The sequence below is a fragment of the Streptomyces seoulensis genome (genome assembly GCF_022846655.1).
In the GTDB taxonomy this organism is placed as follows: Bacteria; Actinomycetota; Actinomycetes; order Streptomycetales; family Streptomycetaceae; genus Streptomyces.
The window spans coordinates 1,893,112-1,909,972 of record NZ_AP025667.1; the positions used below are offsets into that span (position 1 = coordinate 1,893,112).

Below are 16,861 nucleotides of genomic sequence, written 5' to 3' on the forward strand. Positions count from 1 at the left end.
GGGTGCTCAGGAGGATACGTCCCGGCGGTGCCCGGTCTCAGTGCGCGATGCCGTCGATGAGTTCCCGGGCCCCCTGGCGGAGCAGGGCGACGGCGACGGACGTGCCCAGCGTGGCGGGGTCGAGGCGTCCGGCCCACTCGTGCGCCTGGAGGACGGTCTTGCCGTCCGGGGTGAACACGGCCGCGCGCAGCGAGAGTTCGCCGGAGCGCTCGGTGCGGGCGTATCCGGCGATCGGCGAGTTGCAGTGTCCCTGGAGGACGTGGAGGAGCATCCGCTCGGCGGTGGTCTCGCGGTGGGTGGCGGGGTCGCCCAGGTCGCTGACGGCGTCGATCGTCTCGGTGTCGTCCTCCCGGCACTGCAGGGCGAGGACCCCGGCGCCGATCGGCGGGAGCATCGTCTCCAGGGTCAGGACCTCGGTGACGGCGTCCATACGGCCGATGCGCTCCAGGCCGGACACGGCCAGGATCAGCGCGTCCGCCTCACCGGCCGCCATCTTCTCCAGGCGCCTGTTCGCGTTGCCCCGGATGGGCACGCAGTCGAGGTGCGGGTGGGAAACGGCGAGCTGCGCGACACGGCGCACGGAGGAGGTGCCGATCCTGGTCCCGGCCGGGAGTTCGTCGAGGGTACGGCCCCGCGGGTCCACCAGGGCGTCCCGGATGTCGTCGCGCTCGAGGTACGCGGCGAAGAGGGTCCCTGCCGGGATGGGGCGGTCGCCGGGCACGTCCTTCATGCAGTGCACGGCGAGGTCGGCGTCGCCCCGGATCAGGGCGGCGTCCACCTCTTTGGTGAACGCGCCCTTGCCCTCGACCTGGGCGAGGTCTCCCATCCACCGGTCACCGGTGGTCGTCACGGGCAGGACCTCGGTACGCAGATGGGGGTGGAGCGCGGCCAACTCGGCGCGCACGCGCTCCACTTGGGCGAGCGCCATGGGGGAGTTGCGGGAGACGATACGAATCAGATCACCGGGCATGAGGGCACGATACGGCGATGAACGCGGACCATGCCTTCGGCGTGACGGTGAGGGGGGTGATGCGGGGGTCTTTGGAGTCGCGGATGTGTATCGCTTCGGCGTCGAGGGCGACCTCGATGCAGTTGTCCCCGTCCCCGCCGCTGTAACTGCTCTTGAACCACTTCAGCCCAGAGGTGGTGCTCATAGCGCTCCTCGCATCTGTTCCAGCAGCATCACCGTAGCCCGGCAGTCCAAGGCTTGGGAACGCAGCTTGCCATAGCGCTGATGCAGGACGCTCACCTCGCCCGGCTGGGCGATGAGGGTGCTCGACCGGTGCCCTTCGACGTAGCCGAACCACTGATGTGCGGGCGTCTCGGCGAGGTACATCTGACCGTCTACGCCGCAGTGGTCCTCCTGGTGCAGAGGCATGATCTGGATTTCGACGTTGTTCCGTCGGCTCACGTCCAACAAGTGGTCGATGACTGCCGTGGTCACGCCTGCGCCGCCCAGTCCTCGCTCCAGGACCGCCTGTTCGATGATGAACGTGAACGCGGTGTTCGGGCGGTCGACGAGTAACGTCTGCCGTTCGAGTCGTGCCGCCACCTTGTGGTCGATCTGCTCGTCGCTCCACGGCGGAAGCTGGCGTTCGAACACCGCCCGCGCATAGATCTCCGGCTGCAACAGCCCAGGAATCGCACGGCACTCGTACGCGTAGAGGGAGATCGCCTCCTCCTCGATCCCCGCCCACTGCTGGAACCAGGACGCCAGCCCCGACCGCCTCGTCAGGGTCTTGGCGGCCGCAGCGAGGACCTTCGCCGTGTCGTCGCCCAGAACGCCGGCCGCCCGAGCCGGCAGATCCGCCGGAGGAAACCGCTTCCCCTGCTCGATCTTGGCGACGTAGGGCGCCGAGTACCCCACCTGCGCCGCGAACTCCTCCTGGGTCAGGCGCCCTTGATCCCTCAGCGACTTCATGACCGCACCGAACATCTTCAGGCTGTCGGAGACCTCGGCCCCGCTCTGCTCCGCCACCATCGCCGCCCACCTCTCGCGCACCCCGCCCAACCAGCCCGATCCGCTCATCGTCACGGGGAGTGACCCACCCAGTCCAGAGTGTGCACCGATACAAGCGGAGTTGTATGGGCTTCGTTCCTGTTGGGGCGGCGGACGGAGTCTCCAGGCTGGGCGTATGTCGCCGTCACGCGCCCAAGAGGCAGTCACCGTAAGTATGTTCGCCCAGCGTCTCTCCGCCACCAGGCGCGGCGCGCGCCTCGCGCGGATGCTGGCCGTGCACCAGTTGGACCAGTGGGGCTTCCCGTACGGCAGCCCCGTATCGGAAGCCGTCGCCCTGGTGGTCGCCGAACTCGCCGCGAACGCGGTCCTGCACGGCCGCGTACCCGGCAGGGACTTCGAACTCCGCCTCCACCGCGCGCCCGGCCACGTGAGGGTCGAGCTCTCCGACACCCATCCCGCCCACCCGGTGCTCCCCGCTCTGGACCCCGCGGCCGAGGGGGGAAGGGGCCTCCTCCTCGTGGACGCCGTGGCCACCCGCTGGGGCACCGCGGCGCGCACGGGCCCGGGCAAGACGGTGTGGGCGGAGTGCGCCACCCGCGAGTCCTGATCTGTAGGAATCCGACAGGAGCAGGGATGTGTCACTGTCGGTGCCCGATTGTCCGTGGTCGTGGACGGACCGATAGGTTTTCGGGGAAGCCGCCTGTCCCGCCCCTCACCAGGGCGACCGGGCGGATTGTCGGAACGCTGCAGACCGCTAACGAAAGGGTGATCCGTTGAGCCGCTCGGTTCTCGTCACCGGAGGCAACCGGGGCATCGGCCTCGCCATCGCCCGCGCTTTCGCCGACGCCGGCGACAAGGTCGCCATCACGTACCGCTCGGGTGAGCCGCCGGCCGGCTTCCTGGCCGTGAAGTGCGACATCACCGACGCCGAGCAGGTGGAGCAGGCGTACAAGGAGATCGAGGAGCGGCACGGCCCCGTCGAGGTCCTGATCGCCAACGCCGGTGTCACCAAGGACCAGCTTCTGATGCGCATGTCCGAGGAGGACTTCACCTCGGTCATCGACACCAACCTCACCGGCACCTTCCGTGTGGTCAAGCGGGCCAACCGCGGCATGCTGCGCGCCAAGAAGGGCCGCGTCGTACTGATCTCCTCGGTGGTCGGTCTGCTCGGCTCGGCGGGGCAGGCGAACTACGCCGCCTCCAAGGCCGCGCTCGTCGGCTTCGCGCGCTCCCTCGCCCGTGAGCTGGGTTCGCGCAACATCACCTTCAACGTCGTCGCCCCCGGCTTCGTCGACACCGACATGACCAAGGCGCTCACCGACGAGCAGCGTGCGGGCATCGTGTCTCAGGTGCCGCTCGGCCGCTACGCGGAGCCCGAGGAGGTCGCCGCGACGGTGCGGTTCCTCGCCTCGGACGACGCCTCGTACATCACTGGAGCCGTCATCCCCGTTGACGGCGGACTGGGAATGGGTCACTGATCACCATGAGCGGAATTCTCGAGGGCAAGCGCATCCTGATCACGGGTGTGCTGACGGAGTCCTCCATCGCCTTCCACGCGGCCAAGCTCGCGCAGGAGCAGGGCGCCGAGATCATCCTGACCGCCTTCCCGCGGCCCACGCTGACCGAGCGCATCGCCAAGAAGCTGCCGAAGCCCGCTAAGGTCATCGAGCTGGACGTCACCAACGAGGAGCACCTCGCGCGCCTGGCCGACATCGTCGGCGAGGAGCTGGGCGGCCTGGACGGTGTCGTCCACTCCATCGGCTTCGCCCCGCAGGACGCCCTCGGCGGCAACTTCCTGAACACGCCGTTCGAGTCGGTCGCCACCGCCATGCACGTCTCCGCCTTCTCCCTGAAGTCGCTGACCATGGCGTGCCTGCCGCTGATGCAGAACGGCGGCTCGGTCGTCGGCCTCACCTTCGACGCGCAGTACGCCTGGCCGCAGTACGACTGGATGGGCCCGGCCAAGGCCGCCCTGGAGGCCACCAGCCGCTACATGGCGCGCGACCTGGGCAAGCAGAACATCCGCTGCAACCTCATCTCCGCGGGCCCGCTCGGCTCCATGGCCGCGAAGTCCATCCCGGGCTTCTCCGACCTGGCCGCCGTCTGGGACACCCGCTCCCCGCTGGAGTGGGACCTCAAGGACCCGGAGCCGGCCGGCAAGGGCATCGTCGCCCTGCTGAGCGACTGGTTCCCGAAGACCACCGGCGAGATCATCCACGTCGACGGCGGCCTGCACGCCATCGGCGCCTGACCGACACCGCACACGCGAGAGGCCCGTACCCCCAAGGGGGGTGCGGGCCTCACCCGTACGGATCTCCGGCCGGGCCGTCGCCGATGCGGCGGCGCACCCTCGAAGCAGGCGTTGTTCCGTGCGCCCCTCCGCAGCCCGGCCGAGGAGGTCCCCTTGTGCGCCCGTCCCGCAGCGTGGCCCCGGTCGCCGTGGCCGCTCTCGTCCTCGCCCTGCCCTGCGGAGTAGCCCGCGCCGGTGACGGCAAGCCGCACGCCCCCGACCTCTTCGGCGCGTCCTGCCGTATCAAGGTGGACGGGTCCGAGGTGGTGGCGTACTGCCACAACCCCTATGTGCACGTCGACCGGGTGCGGCTGCATGTCGAGTGCGCCCGCTGGTGGGACATCGACACCGACAGCGCGCCGGTGGCCGCCGGGCCCGCCCTGACGGTGAAGCTGACCGGGCGGTGCTGGAAGGAGATCCGGGTGGTGTGGATCAGTCACCAGAAGGCGGGCTGACCGGCTCCGGGCGGCACTGGAAGGGGTAGCTCGCGGCCTCCGAGGCCGCCGCCCGCGCGTCCCCGGTGCGGATCGCGTCCACCAGCCGGGTGTGGTCCATGTACGACCTCGGCCGCAGCTCGGCACCCACGTCCGCGCGCAGCCAGTCCCGCAGCACCTCGCCGAGGTCGGCGTACATCGCCGTCATCACGTCGTTGTGCGAGGCGGCCACCACGGCCAGGTGGAAGGTCGCGTCGGCCGCGACGAACGCCTCCGCCTCGCCGGCCTCCCACGCCTCCTCGCGCCGGGTCAGCAGCGCGTCCAGTTGCTTGAGGTCCTTCTCCGTACGGCGCTCGGCCGCCAGCCGCGCCGCCGACGACTCCAGCGTGGACCGCAGCTCGGCGATGTGCCGGGGATCGGCGTCGGCGAACCTGCGGTGCATCACCCCGGCCAGCTCGCTCGTCGCCACCACATAGGTGCCCGAGCCCTGGCGGATGTCCAGCAGTCCGTTGTGCGCGAGCGCCCGGACCGCCTCGCGGACGGTGTTGCGGGCCACGCCGAGCTGCTCGACGAGCTCCGGCTCGGTCGGGATGCGCGAGCCGACCGGCCACTCACCGGACGTGATCTGGGCGCGGAGCTCGGCGATGACCTGTTCGGACAGCGCCGAACGGCGCGGGTGGCTCAGAGGCATGGCCCACCTTGGCACGAGAGCTGCGGCCCGCACGAACGGGCCGGACCGGGGCGCCCCGCACGGAGCCCGCCCCGGAATGGACAACCAATCATCCCATGATTCTATGATGGGTCTCATGGCTGAGGAGACCCGGACCGCGCGGAACCGTACCGACACACAGACCCCCTTGCAGGCCACCGCTCCCACGCCGCCCGCCTGGGCCGTGCGCCTGGTCGTCGTCGGCATCGTGCTGGCCGCGGTCAACCTCCGCCCGGCGATCACCAGCCTCGGCGCCCTCCTGGAGGAGGTCCGCGACGGGCTCGGCATGAGCGGCGGCGTCGCCGGACTGCTGACCTCCGTGCCCCCGTTGTGTTTCGCCGTCTTCGGCGCCACCGCACCCCGCCTCGCCCGCCGCTTCGGACCGGGCGCGGTGGTCTGCGCGGGCATGACCGCCATCACCGCGGGCCTGCTGATCCGGCCCTACGTCGGCAGCACGGCCGGCTTCCTGGCCGCCAGCGCGCTCGCCCTCATGGGCATCGCGGTGAGCAACGTGCTGATGCCGGTCATCGTCAAGCGCTGGTTCCCGGACCGCGTGGGCACCATGACCGGCCTGTACTCCATGGCGCTGGCCCTCGGCACCTCGGCCGCCGCCGCCGTCACCGTGCCCCTGACCGGCGCCCTCGGCGGCCGCTGGCAGTCCGGACTCGCCGTGTGGGCGGTGCTCGCGGGCGTCGCCGTGCTGCCCTGGCTGCCGCTGGTCCGCGAGCGGGTGCCCGCGCCGGTACCGGTCCCTGGGGCCGAGGCGGGTCCCCGGCTGCGGATCGCCCGCAGCCGTACCGCCTGGGCGCTCGCCGTCTTCTTCGGCCTCCAGGCCACCGCCGCCTACATCACCATGGGCTGGATGCCGCAGATCTTCCGTGACGCCGGTGTCCCGGCCGGTACGGCGGGCGTGCTGCTCGCGGTCACCATGGTGATGGGCGTCCCGCTGGCCTTCGTCATCCCGCGTCTGGCCACCCGGCTGCCCCACCAGGGCCCCATCGTGCTGGTCCTGGGCGCCTGCGGGCTCGCCGGCTACGCCGGGCTGTACCTCGCGCCCGCCGCCGGTGCCTGGGCCTGGGCGGTACTGCTGGGCATCGCCAACTGCGCCTTCCCGCTCGCGCTCACCATGGTCGGCATGCGGGCCCGCACCGGTCCGGGCGTGGCCCAGCTCTCCGCGTTCGCCCAGAGCACCGGGTACCTGCTCTCCATCCCCGGCCCGCTGCTGGTCGGTGTGCTCTACCAGCGCACCGGGGGCTGGGGCGTGCCGATCGCGCTCATGGCGGCACTGATGCTGCCGCAGATGGCGGTCGGTTTCCTCGCCGGGCGCGACCGGATCGTGGAGGACGAGGCGGGGCGTTAGGCGCGTCTCGGCCGCCCCGGCGGCCTCCGGCCCGGGGACGGGTGGGAGACTGGGGTCATGCAGCCTGTGCTCGATCCGAACCCGCAGAACGGCCAGAAGAAGATGCTGATCGTCTTCGGCTCGTTCTTCGCCATCTTCGTCGTCATCGGCATCGTCGCGATGATGCTCGCCCCCTGATCCCGGCCGGTCCTGGTGGGGTTTCCCCCACCATCCCCTAGGGGGCGAGGATCAGGGTCGAGTGGGTGGAAGCCCGGATGGGGCGACGGCGGGTGAGCACGTAGCTTCGAGGGGTACCGGGACAGAGGTTCCCGGACGGCCCCACGAGCGACGGAGGCGACCATGCCGGTACCCGCCCACACCCGGCCCCGCCCCGCCCCTGCCGCCACCCGCCTGCCCTGGTGGGCGCTGGCGCTTCCCACGCTCGCCTTCGTCGCGCTGCTGATGCTCATAATGAACCCGTCGGACGCCCACGCGGCGAGCGGGGACCCGGCGCTCGCGCAGGTCGTGGAGCGCGCCCGGCAGCTCGTCGCGCACTGAGCCGCAGCCCCGCTCGTACTGGTGAATCCGCATGTCAACTCCCTGCGCCAGGTGGCCTGTTTCATGCGAAGCTGGGTGACATGAGCGTCGCTGAACCCCGCAGGATCGTCCTCTTCCGCCATGCGAAGGCCGACTGGCCCCAGGTCTCCGACCATGAGCGCCCGCTCGCCGACCGCGGCCGCACGGACGCCCCCGTCGCAGGCAGCAGGCTGGCCGACACCGGCATCCCCTTCGACCTGGCCGTCTGCTCCACCGCGCTGCGCACCCGCGAGACCTGGAAGCTCGCCGTGCACGAGCTGGATCACCGGCCGAAAACGGTCTACGAGGACCGGGTCTACGATGCCTCGCCCGGCGAGCTGATCGCCGTGCTGAACGAGACCCCGGACGACGTGCGGGACGTGATCCTCATCGGCCACAACCCCGGCGTGCACAACCTGACCGAGATCCTCGCCGGGACCGCCGAGGGCGACGCCCGCGAGCGGATGAACCGGCGCGGCTTCCCCACGTCCGCCTTCGCCGTACTGACCTTCGACGGCGACTGGAAGGACCTGGAGCCGGGCAAGGCGACGCTGGTGGACTACTGGGCGCCCTCCGAGTGACCTGTGGACATGCGCGGGGCCCGGAACCACCGAGGTTCCGGGCCCGACGTACGCCGTCTCCTCGGGGTCAGTCCTCGTCGTGGGTCTGGGCCGCCTCGACCTCTTCCCGGCTGACGCCCAGCAGGTAGAGCACGGTGTCGAGGAAGGGGAAGTTCACCGCCGTGTGCGCCGCCTCGCGGACGACCGGCTTGGCGTTGAAGGCCACGCCCAGACCCGCCGCGTTCAGCATGTCCAGGTCATTGGCACCGTCACCGATCGCCACCGTCTGCGACAGCGGCACCCCCGCCTCGGCGGCGAACCGGCGCAGCAGCCGCGCCTTGCCCGCCCGGTCCACGACCTCACCGGTGACCCGGCCGGTCAGCTTCCCGTCGACGATCTCCAGCGTGTTGGCGTGCGCGAAGTCCAGCCCCAGCCGGTCCTGCAGGGCGTCGGTGACCTGGGTGAAGCCGCCGGAGACCACGCCGACCTGGTAGCCCAGGCGCTTCAGCGTGCGGATCAGCGTCCGCGCGCCCGGCGTCAGCCGGACCTCCTCGCGGACCTTGTCCACCACCGAGGCGTCCAGCCCCTTCAGCAGCGCCACCCGCGCGTGCAGCGACTGCTCGAAGTCCAGCTCCCCGCGCATCGCCGCCGCCGTCACCTCGGCGACCTCGGCCTCACAGCCCGCGTGCGCGGCGAACAGCTCGATGACCTCGTCCTGGATGAGGGTCGAGTCCACGTCCATGACCACGAGCCGCTGCGCCCGCCGGTGCAGTCCCGCCGAGACCACGGCGATGTCGACGCCCAGGGCCGCCGCGCTCGCCGCCAGCGCCGTGCGCAGCGGCTCCGTCTCCACGCCGGACACGGCGAACTCCACGGCCGTCACGGGGTACTTGGCGAGCCGGAAGATCCGGTCGATGTTGCCGCCCGCCTCGGCTATCCGCGCCGCGATGGCGGCCGTCGACTCGGCGGTCAGGGGGTGCCCGAGCACCGTCACCAGGGAGCGGCCGACACCGCGCGGCCGGTTGTCCCCGTGGCCCGAGATGATCTCGGCCTGCATCTTCATCGACTCGGCCCAGCTGTGGACGGTCGAGCGGAGGTCACCCTCCAGTCCCTCCGCGGGCTGCGTGACCAGCGCGCACAGCACCAGCCGGCCACGGGTGACGACCTGCTCGATGTCGACCACGTCGACCTGGAAGGCGGCAAGGGTGTCGAAGAGCCCGGCCGTGATGCCGGGCCGGTCCTTGCCGAAGATCTTGACAAGAAGAGTGGGGACGTCTTCGGGCTGCGAAGCGACGGTCTGCGAAGCGCTCATGGTCCCACCACCGTATCCGGCACCCCGCACCCCCCGCCCGACAGGTCCGCCAACCGGACGGTGCCGCGGCGGGGCGAGGGGGCGGGGAGGGCCGGCGGTCCGGGTCCCTCCTCCGGCTCGCGGTCAATTACCCCCCTCCGCACCGGTATCCGCCCCCCGAACCGTCCACGCACACCCGCCCGACTACCAGTTGGGCGCCCGCGCCTGGAATAGTTCCCCACGATGTTCGACATCCCTAGACTCCCCGTGTCGGGGGCAATTCGGGGGACAACTCAGTGGGGCATGGAGTGCCGGAACTCGTACTGGAAACAAACGGACGGACCTGGACGCTCGATCCGTCCAGGTCCTACGCCCTCGGACGTGATCCGCAGGGCGACATCGTCTTCGACGACGCCAGGGTGTCCTGGCGACACGCCACGGTCCGTTTCAACGGCCACACCTGGGTCATCGAGGACCACGGCAGCACCAACGGCACCTTCGTGCAGGGTCACCGTGTCGGCCAGACGGAGCTGGGGGCCGGCTCGGCCGTGCACCTCGGCAACGCGACCGACGGACCGCGCCTGAACCTGACGGCCGCCGACGCGGGGCAGGGCGCACCGTACGCGGCCCAGTCCGCGACCTGGGCCCAGCAGACGCAGGCCGTGCCGCAGGCCGCCGCCCAGCCGGGTCCGCCCGCCCAGCCGCAGAGCCCCGAGTGGCACAGCGGCCCGCAGCAGGCCCCGGCCTTCCCGCAGCAGCAGGGCGGCGGCCACGGCCAGGCGGAGCAGCCGGTCCACGGCGACCGCAGCCCGACCACGTTCCACCAGTTCGCCCTCGGCCATGTCATGCGCATCGGCCGTTCGCTGGACAACGACCTCGTCGTCTCCGACCTCCAGGTCTCCCGGCACCACGCCGAGTTCCAGACGACGCCCGAGGGCCGCTTCGAGATCCGCGACCTCGGCTCGCACAACGGCACCTACGTCAACGGTCAGCCGATCGCCAAGGGCGGCACCGCCGTGCTCGGCCCGGACGACATCGTCGGTGTCGGCCACTCGGCCTTCCGTATCGTCGGCGACCGCCTCGAGGAGTTCGTCGACACCGGTGAGGTGTCCTTCTCCGCCCGCCACCTCACCGTCACGGTCGACGGCGGCAAGCAGATCCTGCGGGACGTCTCCTTCGGCGCCCCCGAGAAGTCCCTGATCGCGGTCATCGGCCCGTCCGGCTCCGGCAAGTCCACCCTGCTCAAGGCGCTCACCGGCTACCGCCCCGCCAACGAGGGCGAGGTGCTCTACGACAACCGGAACCTGTACAAGCAGTTCGCCGAGCTGCGCCAGCGCATCGGTCTGGTCCCGCAGGACGACATCCTGCACAAGGAGCTGACCGTACGGAAGGCGCTGAAGTACGCGGCCAAGCTGCGCTTCCCCGCCGACACCACGCCCACGGAGCGCGACGCCCGCATCGACGAGGTGCTGCGCGAGCTGAAGCTCGACATCCACAAGGGCAAGAAGATCACCTCCCTCTCCGGCGGCCAGCGCAAGCGCGTCTCGGTGGCCCTGGAGCTGCTGACCAAGCCCTCGCTGATCTTCCTGGACGAGCCGACCTCGGGCCTGGACCCTGGCATGGACCGCGATGTCATGCAGTTGCTGCGCGGCCTCGCCGACGACGGCCGCACGGTCCTGGTCGTCACCCACTCCGTCGCCGAGCTCGCGCTCTGCGACAAGTTGCTGGTGATGGCGCCGGGCGGCGCGGTGGCCTACTTCGGCCCGCCGGAGGAGGCGCTGAACTTCTTCGGCTACGACACCTGGGCCGACGTCTTCTCCGCCTTCGAGAACTACCGCGACTACGACTGGGCGGGCCGCTGGAAGGGCTCGCAGCACTACCAGATGTACGCCGCCGACCTCGACGCGGTCGCCGCGCAGTCCGTCACCGCGCCCCCGCCGCAGGCGGTCAAGCCGCCCAAGCCGCAGAGCTGGGGCTCCCAGTTGCTGACGCTGGTCAGGCGGTACGTGGCGGTCATCGGCTCGGACAGGGGCTTCCTGGCGCTGACGGTGATCCTGCCGGCCGTCCTCGGCGCGGTCAGCCTGCTGATCGACCACGAGAAGGGGCTGCTGGTCAACCCGGTCAACCCCAGGACCGGCATACACGTGCCGAACGGCACGGCGACGACCGTCCTGCTGATCCTCGCGGTCGGCGCCTGCTTCGCGGGCGCGGCCAACTCGGTCCGCGAGCTGATCAAGGAGCGGGTGATCTACGAACGGGAGCGCGCGACCGGCCTGTCCCGCTCGGCCTACCTGATGTCCAAGGTGGTCGTCCTGGGCGCCGTCACGGTGCTCCAGGGACTGATGGTGGGCCTGATCGGCTTCGCCAGCCGGGAGATCCCGGACCGGGGCGTCGTCTTCGGCGGCTCGACGCTGTTCGAGCTCTGCCTGCCGGTCATGGCGCTCGGTTTCACCTCGATGATGTTCGGCCTGGTCATCTCCTCGCTGGTGAAAACCGCCGAGAAGACCATGCCGCTGCTGGTGATGTTCGCGATCATCCAGGTCGTGTTCACCGGCTGCCTGTTCACCCTGCACGGCACGCCCGGTGTCAACGAGTTCTCGTACCTGATGCCGTCCCGCTGGGCGGTGGCCGCGGCCGGCACCACGCTGGACTTCAACGACATCGCGCCGAACAGCGATGACCCGACCAGCACCGACCCGCTGTGGAACCACTCGGCGGCGGCCTGGAGCCTGGACATGATCGCGTTGATCGCGCTCGGGGTGGCCTGCGGCTTCCTCGTCTCGCGTTTCCTGCGGCGGCACGAGCCCGAGGTCATGCGCAAGTAGCGGCGTTTCGTTCCGAGAGTCACGTGAAGGGCGGCACCCCCGTTCGGGGTGCCGCCCTTCCGCGTCTCAGAGGTCCGCGCCGACCTCAGTACGCGCTGTTGACGTTGTCGATCGAGCCGTACCGGTGCGCCGCGTAGTTGGCGGCGGCGGTGATGTTGGCGACCGGGTCGTAGATGTCGTTCGAGGTGCCCTTCACGTGGTACGTGGCGAACGTGGGCGGGATCACCTGGAGCAGGCCCTTGGACGGGATGCCGTTGATGGCGTTGATGTCCCAGCCGTTGATGGCGCGCGGGTTGCCGGAGGACTCCCGCATGATGTTCTTGTGCAGGCCGTGGTAGCTGCCCGGGATGCCCTTGGCGTGCATGATGTCGAGCGACTGGCGGATCCAGCCGTCGAGGTTGTTCTTGTAGGTCTTCGCCGCGACCGTCTCCATCTGGGGACGCTTCGCGGACCGGTTCGCGGTCTCCTTGGCGGAGCGCGACTCGGCGGCCTTCTTCTTGGCGGCGTCGGCGGCGTGCTGCTTCGCGGCGGCGGCCTTCTGCTTCGCCTTGAGGGCGTCGAGCTTGACCTTCTCGCCCGTCAGCGGGCTGCTGAGCGTGGAGCCGAGGTCACGGACCTGGCTGTGCTCGGCGGCCACCTGCTTGGTGGAGGCGGCCGGGACGCCGGTGGCCACGGTCGTGGCGCCGCCGGGGATGGCCGACAGGGCGATGGCGGCGGCACCGAGGGTGCTGACGCCGGCGATGGCGATCTTGTGCTGCTTGTTCAGCGCGGAGAACTTGTCGAGCGGGCGACTGAGACGACGATTCAGGATCTTCTTAGGCATGGCTTGATGGACCTCTTCGAGTGAGCGCGGAGGTCGCTCTCGCGTCCGCCGGGGGAATCGGTTCCTCCAGCACGAACGCCGCGGGGTGACCCGCGGCGCTGAGCGACATGAGCAATTCTTAGCGGCCGCAAAATGCCCTGGCAATGATGTGACGTACGAAGCCGGGTAGTGGATCAGGTCTGGTTAAAACGGGACAGATCAGCATATCCGCCCCGTTCATACCGGGGTGGTCTGTCTCCTATGTCCGTTCGTAAGTGATGTGCGCCCTATGCGAGGGCTCACACCGGAACGGGCCTCATGTCACCCAGAGGTAATGGCACGCCGCTCTGCGTTAGCAAACGTTCTGGCCACCCCTTTTCCGTGCGCCTGCCCGCCCGCCCGCGCGCGTTCTACCTCCTCCGCGCGGTCCCCGTGGCCCTACGTCCGCCGCCCTAGGCCCAGCGGCCCGGTGACCGCTGTCCACAGGCCGATCCGGCCGTCACGGCCCGCCGGTACCGTGAGGTGCATGAGTCAAGGTCCCCGGTCCGGGCTCGCCGCGGTGAGCGCCGCGCTGCTGGCCATGAGCAGGCACCTGGAGGTGCGCGACGTCCTCAAGACGATCGTCGCCTCCGCGCGCGAGCTGCTCGACGCCCAGTACGCGGCCCTCGGCGTCTCCGACGACCACGGGGGCTTCGCCCAGTTCGTCGTCGACGGGGTGGGCGACGCGCAGTGGAAGGCCATCGGCCCGCTGCCCCGCCAGCACGGCATCCTCGCGGCGATGCTGCGCGAGGGCCGCCCGGTGCGCCTGGGCGACGTACGCGAGGACCCCCGCTTCGAGGGCTGGCCCGACGCCCACCCCGAGCTGGCCGACTTCCTCGGCCTCCCCATCCGGGACGGGGACGAGACCATCGGGGCCCTGTTCCTGGCCAACAAGAACTGCCCCAAGCCCCAGGGCGGCTGCGGCTTCACCGAGGAGGACCAGGCCCTGCTCGGCATCCTCGCCCAGCACGCCGCCATCGCCCTCACCAACGCCCGCCTCTACGAACGCAGCCGCGAGCTGACCATCGCCGAGGAACGCTCCCGCCTCGCCCACGAACTCCACGACGCCGTCAGCCAGAAGCTGTTCTCCCTGCGCCTGACCGCCCAGGCGGCCACCGCCCTCGTCGACCGCGACCCCGCCCGCGCCAAGGGCGAACTCCACCAGGTCGCCGCCCTCGCCGCCGAAGCCGCCGAGGAACTGCGCGCCGCCGTCGTGGAGTTGCGCCCCGCCGCCCTGGACGAGGACGGACTGCTCGCCACCCTGCGCACCCAGATCCAGGTCCTCGACCGCGCCCACACGGCCCGCGTCACCTTCACCGGCCATGGCTTCCGCGCACTGCCCGCCGCCCAGGAGGAAGCCCTGCTGAGAGTCGCCCAGGAGGCCCTGCACAACGCCCTGCGCCACTCCGGCGCCGAGCACGTCCACGTCGACGTGGAGCGGCGCGGCCGGGGAGCCGTCCTGCGCGTCACCGACGACGGCCGCGGCTTCGACCCCACCGCCGTCCGCCGTGCCGGACGCCACCTCGGCCTGGTCTCCATGCGGGACCGGGCGAGCGGGGCCGGCGGCACGCTCACCGTGGAATCGGCGCCCGGCAAGGGCACCGAGATCGAGATGGAGGTGCCCGGTGGCTGACCCGATCAGGGTGCTGCTCGTCGACGACCACCAGGTCGTCCGCCGCGGCCTGCGCACCTTCCTGGAGGTGCAGGACGACATCGAGGTCGTCGGCGAGGCGGCCGACGGCGCCGAGGGAGTCGCCCGCGCCGAGGAGCTGCGGCCCGGCGTGGTGCTGATGGACGTCCGCATGCCGGGCATGGACGGCATCGACGCACTGCGCAAGCTCCGGGAACTCGGCAACCCCGCCCGCGTGCTGATCGTCACCAGCTTCACCGAGCGCCGTACCGTCGTCCCCGCCCTGCGCGCGGGCGCCGCCGGGTACGTCTACAAGGACGTGGACCCCGACGCCCTGGCCGCCGCCATCCGCTCCGTGCACGCCGGCCACATCCTGCTCCAGCCCGAGGTGGCCGACGCCCTCCTCACCCAGGAGGGCACCAACTCAGGTCAGGGGAGGGGGGGTTCGCTCACCGAGCGGGAGCGCGAGGTGCTCGGGCTCATCGCCGACGGACGCTCCAACCGGGAGATAGCCCGCGCCCTGGTGCTCTCCGAGAAGACCGTCAAGACGCACGTCTCCAACATCCTGATGAAACTCGACCTCGCCGACCGCACCCAGGCCGCGCTGTGGGCCGTACGCCACGAGGCGAGCGGCTGAACCCCCTCAGCGCACCCCCCGCTCCCGCTCCTCCACGACGGAGTTGTACGCCGCCACCCGCGCCCGCCGGGCCGTCCGCTCCACCGGGCGCAACGCCTCGGCGCGGGCACCCATCTCCGAGGCGCTGACCGCACCGCCGTGCCCCCGCTCCTGGGCCAGCGAGACCAGCAGCCCCACCCGCCCGGCAAGCTCCAACACCCGTGCCGCACGCGGCGGATACCCCGGCGCCAGCACCTCCCCGTCCCGCTCGGCCCGCGCCCGGTAGGCGTCGATCGCCGCCGCGGCCACCGGTCCCGACCCGGCCACGTCCAGCCGCGACAGCACCTCGGTCGCCTCCCGCAGGGCCTCCGCCAGCTCCCGTTCCGCCTCACCGAGAGAGGGGACGTCGGCGGGCGGCGCCTCCCGCACCGGCAGGACGTGCCACACCACCTCCGCGTGCACGTCGCCCACGGGCCCCGCCTCGTGCACCTCCGGCACCAGCCCGAAGGCGGCCCCGGTGCAGAGCACCGCCTCCCCGGCGCCCAGCGCCCGCGCGTTGAACTCCGGCGGACCGCTCAGCCCCAGCGGATGCCCCGGCGCCGGCAGCGCCACCCGCAGCCCGCTCACCCCGAGCGCCCGCAGCCGCCCGAGCGCCAACGTGAGCCCCACCACCCCGTTCTCACCGGGCAGCCCGGCGACCCGGTGCACCGCGTCCTCTCCCACAGCGGCGAGTACGGCGTCATCCGGCGAGACAAGTCCGGCCAATAGGGCATTTCCCCAAGCGGCGAGGCGTCCTGAACGCGGTTCCGTGAGCATGCCCCCACCCTAAGGACCGGACCGATGGAATGGAGCGGGGCACTCGTGGCGTAGATTTCATATGGGCTGCGCCCATCGGCGCGGCGACCGAGCCACAGGCGTACGCGACAGCCGAGACCGGCCACAACGCAAGGGGAGACAACGCGCTCATGAGCGATGTTCTGGAGCTTCAGGACGTATCCGTGGTCCGTGAGGGCCGGGCTCTGGTGGACCAGGTCTCCTGGTCGGTCAAGGAGGGCGAGCGCTGGGTCATCCTCGGCCCCAACGGCGCCGGCAAGACCACCCTCCTGAACGTCGCGTCCAGCTACCTCTTCCCCACCACGGGCACCGCCACCATCCTCGGCGACACCCTCGGCAAGGTCGACGTCTTCGAACTGCGCCCCCGCATCGGCATGGCCGGCATCGCCATGGCCGAAAAGCTCTCCAAGGGCCAGACCGTCCTGCAGACCGTCCTCACCGCCGCCTACGGCATGACCGCCGGCTGGCAGGAGGAGTACGAGGACATCGACGAGCAGCGCGCCCGCGCCTTCCTCGACCGCCTCGGCATGAGCGACTTCCTCGACCGCCGCTTCGGCACCCTCTCCGAGGGCGAGCGCAAGCGCACCCTGATCGCCCGCGCCCTGATGACCGACCCCGAGCTGCTGCTCCTCGACGAGCCCGCCGCCGGACTCGACCTCGGCGGCCGCGAGGACCTGGTCCGCCGCCTCGGCCGCCTCGCCCGCGACCCGATCGCCCCCTCCATGATCATGGTCACCCACCATGTCGAGGAGATCGCCCCCGGTTTCACCCACGTCCTCATGATCCGCCAGGGCAAGGTGCTCGCCGCCGGACCGATCGAGCTGGAACTGACCTCCCGCAACCTCTCCCGCTGCTTCGGCCTCCCCCTCGTCGTCGAGCAGGCGGGCGAGCGCTGGACCGCGCGCGGCCTCCCGCTGGGCTGACCGCGCCCTCCCCCGAGGCGTAACTGTCCGTTC

Annotated in this window: 19 protein-coding genes; 12 read left to right on the plus strand and 7 right to left on the minus strand. The window is 71.1% G+C overall.

Going from position 1 to position 16,861, the window contains the following annotated elements; all coding sequences use genetic code 11:
• Positions 1 to 37: 37 nt before the first annotated feature.
• Genes hemC through HEK131_RS08690 form a run of 3 tightly spaced genes read right to left on the minus strand, consistent with a single transcriptional unit; the run spans position 38 to position 1,981 of the window.
• Positions 38 to 970 (minus strand): hydroxymethylbilane synthase, encoded by a 933-nt coding sequence (gene hemC / locus HEK131_RS08680; RefSeq protein ID WP_244334285.1) that lies wholly within the window; start codon positions 968 to 970, stop codon positions 38 to 40.
• Entirely contained in the window at positions 960 to 1,154 is a 195-nt protein-coding gene (locus HEK131_RS08685; protein ID WP_217461517.1) for a DUF397 domain-containing protein, read from the minus strand. The genes hemC and HEK131_RS08685 overlap by 11 nt, the downstream gene beginning before the upstream one ends.
• Positions 1,151 to 1,981: a helix-turn-helix domain-containing protein gene (locus tag HEK131_RS08690; RefSeq protein WP_244334286.1), complete on the minus strand. Its 831-nt coding sequence runs from the start codon at positions 1,979 to 1,981 to the stop codon at positions 1,151 to 1,153. The genes HEK131_RS08685 and HEK131_RS08690 overlap by 4 nt, the downstream gene beginning before the upstream one ends.
• Positions 1,982 to 2,174: 193 nt before the next feature.
• Between HEK131_RS08690 and HEK131_RS08695 the strand changes: the two genes are divergently transcribed.
• The 4 genes from HEK131_RS08695 to HEK131_RS08710 all read left to right on the plus strand — a co-directional run bounded on the left by HEK131_RS08695 (position 2,175) and on the right by HEK131_RS08710 (position 4,705).
• Entirely contained in the window at positions 2,175 to 2,567 is a 393-nt protein-coding gene (locus tag HEK131_RS08695; protein WP_244334287.1) for an ATP-binding protein, read from the plus strand.
• Positions 2,568 to 2,733: 166 nt separating this feature from the next.
• A complete protein-coding gene (fabG, locus tag HEK131_RS08700; RefSeq protein ID WP_161148283.1) occupies positions 2,734 to 3,438 on the plus strand; it encodes a 3-oxoacyl-[acyl-carrier-protein] reductase in 705 nt (234 codons plus the stop codon).
• A 5-nt stretch (positions 3,439 to 3,443) separates the two neighbouring features.
• A complete protein-coding gene (fabI, locus tag HEK131_RS08705; protein WP_161148282.1) occupies positions 3,444 to 4,211 on the plus strand; it encodes an enoyl-ACP reductase FabI in 768 nt (255 codons plus the stop codon).
• A gap of 155 nt (positions 4,212 to 4,366) precedes the next feature.
• Positions 4,367 to 4,705, plus strand: a complete 339-nt coding sequence (locus HEK131_RS08710) for a hypothetical protein (RefSeq protein WP_217461513.1) — start codon at positions 4,367 to 4,369, stop codon at positions 4,703 to 4,705.
• On the opposite strand, the gene HEK131_RS08715 is transcribed toward HEK131_RS08710, so the two are convergent.
• Positions 4,683 to 5,375: a FadR/GntR family transcriptional regulator gene (locus HEK131_RS08715; RefSeq protein ID WP_244334288.1), complete on the minus strand. Its 693-nt coding sequence runs from the start codon at positions 5,373 to 5,375 to the stop codon at positions 4,683 to 4,685. The two genes, HEK131_RS08710 and HEK131_RS08715, sit on opposite strands and share 23 nt — an antisense overlap.
• 103 nt (positions 5,376 to 5,478) lie before the next feature.
• Here HEK131_RS08715 and HEK131_RS08720 point away from each other — a divergent pair, with 103 nt between their 5' ends.
• The 4 genes from HEK131_RS08720 (at position 5,479) to HEK131_RS08730 (ending at position 7,889) form a co-directional block, all read left to right on the plus strand.
• Positions 5,479 to 6,753: a CynX/NimT family MFS transporter gene (locus tag HEK131_RS08720; RefSeq protein ID WP_244334289.1), complete on the plus strand. Its 1,275-nt coding sequence runs from the start codon at positions 5,479 to 5,481 to the stop codon at positions 6,751 to 6,753.
• Positions 6,754 to 6,810: 57 nt separating this feature from the next.
• Positions 6,811 to 6,930, plus strand: coding sequence for an SGM_5486 family transporter-associated protein (locus HEK131_RS30115; RefSeq protein WP_254641075.1), 120 nt, complete (start codon positions 6,811 to 6,813; stop codon positions 6,928 to 6,930).
• Between the two features lie 162 nt (positions 6,931 to 7,092).
• The gene (locus tag HEK131_RS08725) at positions 7,093 to 7,290 is read left to right on the plus strand and encodes a hypothetical protein (protein WP_244334290.1); all 198 of its coding nucleotides are present in this window, start codon (positions 7,093 to 7,095) and stop codon (positions 7,288 to 7,290) included.
• 80 nt (positions 7,291 to 7,370) lie between these two features.
• Positions 7,371 to 7,889, plus strand: coding sequence for a SixA phosphatase family protein (locus HEK131_RS08730; protein WP_217461509.1), 519 nt, complete (start codon positions 7,371 to 7,373; stop codon positions 7,887 to 7,889).
• Positions 7,890 to 7,956: 67 nt separating this feature from the next.
• Here HEK131_RS08730 and serB read toward each other — a convergent pair whose 3' ends face one another.
• A complete protein-coding gene (gene serB, locus HEK131_RS08735) occupies positions 7,957 to 9,180 on the minus strand; it encodes a phosphoserine phosphatase SerB (protein ID WP_217461508.1) in 1,224 nt (407 codons plus the stop codon).
• Positions 9,181 to 9,467: 287 nt separating this feature from the next.
• Here serB and HEK131_RS08740 point away from each other — a divergent pair, with 287 nt between their 5' ends.
• Positions 9,468 to 11,984 (plus strand): ABC transporter ATP-binding protein/permease, encoded by a 2,517-nt coding sequence (locus tag HEK131_RS08740; RefSeq protein ID WP_244334291.1) that lies wholly within the window; start codon positions 9,468 to 9,470, stop codon positions 11,982 to 11,984.
• An 85-nt stretch (positions 11,985 to 12,069) separates the two neighbouring features.
• Here HEK131_RS08740 and HEK131_RS08745 read toward each other — a convergent pair whose 3' ends face one another.
• Entirely contained in the window at positions 12,070 to 12,807 is a 738-nt protein-coding gene (locus tag HEK131_RS08745; protein ID WP_244334292.1) for a transglycosylase SLT domain-containing protein, read from the minus strand.
• Positions 12,808 to 13,312: 505 nt separating this feature from the next.
• Here HEK131_RS08745 and HEK131_RS08750 point away from each other — a divergent pair.
• The gene (locus tag HEK131_RS08750) at positions 13,313 to 14,458 is read left to right on the plus strand and encodes a GAF domain-containing sensor histidine kinase (RefSeq protein WP_244334293.1); all 1,146 of its coding nucleotides are present in this window, start codon (positions 13,313 to 13,315) and stop codon (positions 14,456 to 14,458) included.
• Positions 14,451 to 15,092 (plus strand): response regulator, encoded by a 642-nt coding sequence (locus HEK131_RS08755; protein ID WP_217461504.1) that lies wholly within the window; start codon positions 14,451 to 14,453, stop codon positions 15,090 to 15,092. Before HEK131_RS08750 ends, HEK131_RS08755 begins: the two co-directional genes overlap by 8 nt.
• Before the next feature lie 6 nt (positions 15,093 to 15,098).
• Here HEK131_RS08755 and HEK131_RS08760 read toward each other — a convergent pair whose 3' ends face one another.
• Positions 15,099 to 15,887, minus strand: a complete 789-nt coding sequence (locus tag HEK131_RS08760) for a hypothetical protein (RefSeq protein ID WP_244334294.1) — start codon at positions 15,885 to 15,887, stop codon at positions 15,099 to 15,101.
• Positions 15,888 to 16,036: 149 nt separating this feature from the next.
• On the opposite strand from HEK131_RS08760, the gene HEK131_RS08765 reads away from it, so the two are divergent.
• Positions 16,037 to 16,828: an ABC transporter ATP-binding protein gene (locus tag HEK131_RS08765; protein ID WP_217461502.1), complete on the plus strand. Its 792-nt coding sequence runs from the start codon at positions 16,037 to 16,039 to the stop codon at positions 16,826 to 16,828.
• Positions 16,829 to 16,861 lie beyond the last annotated feature (33 nt).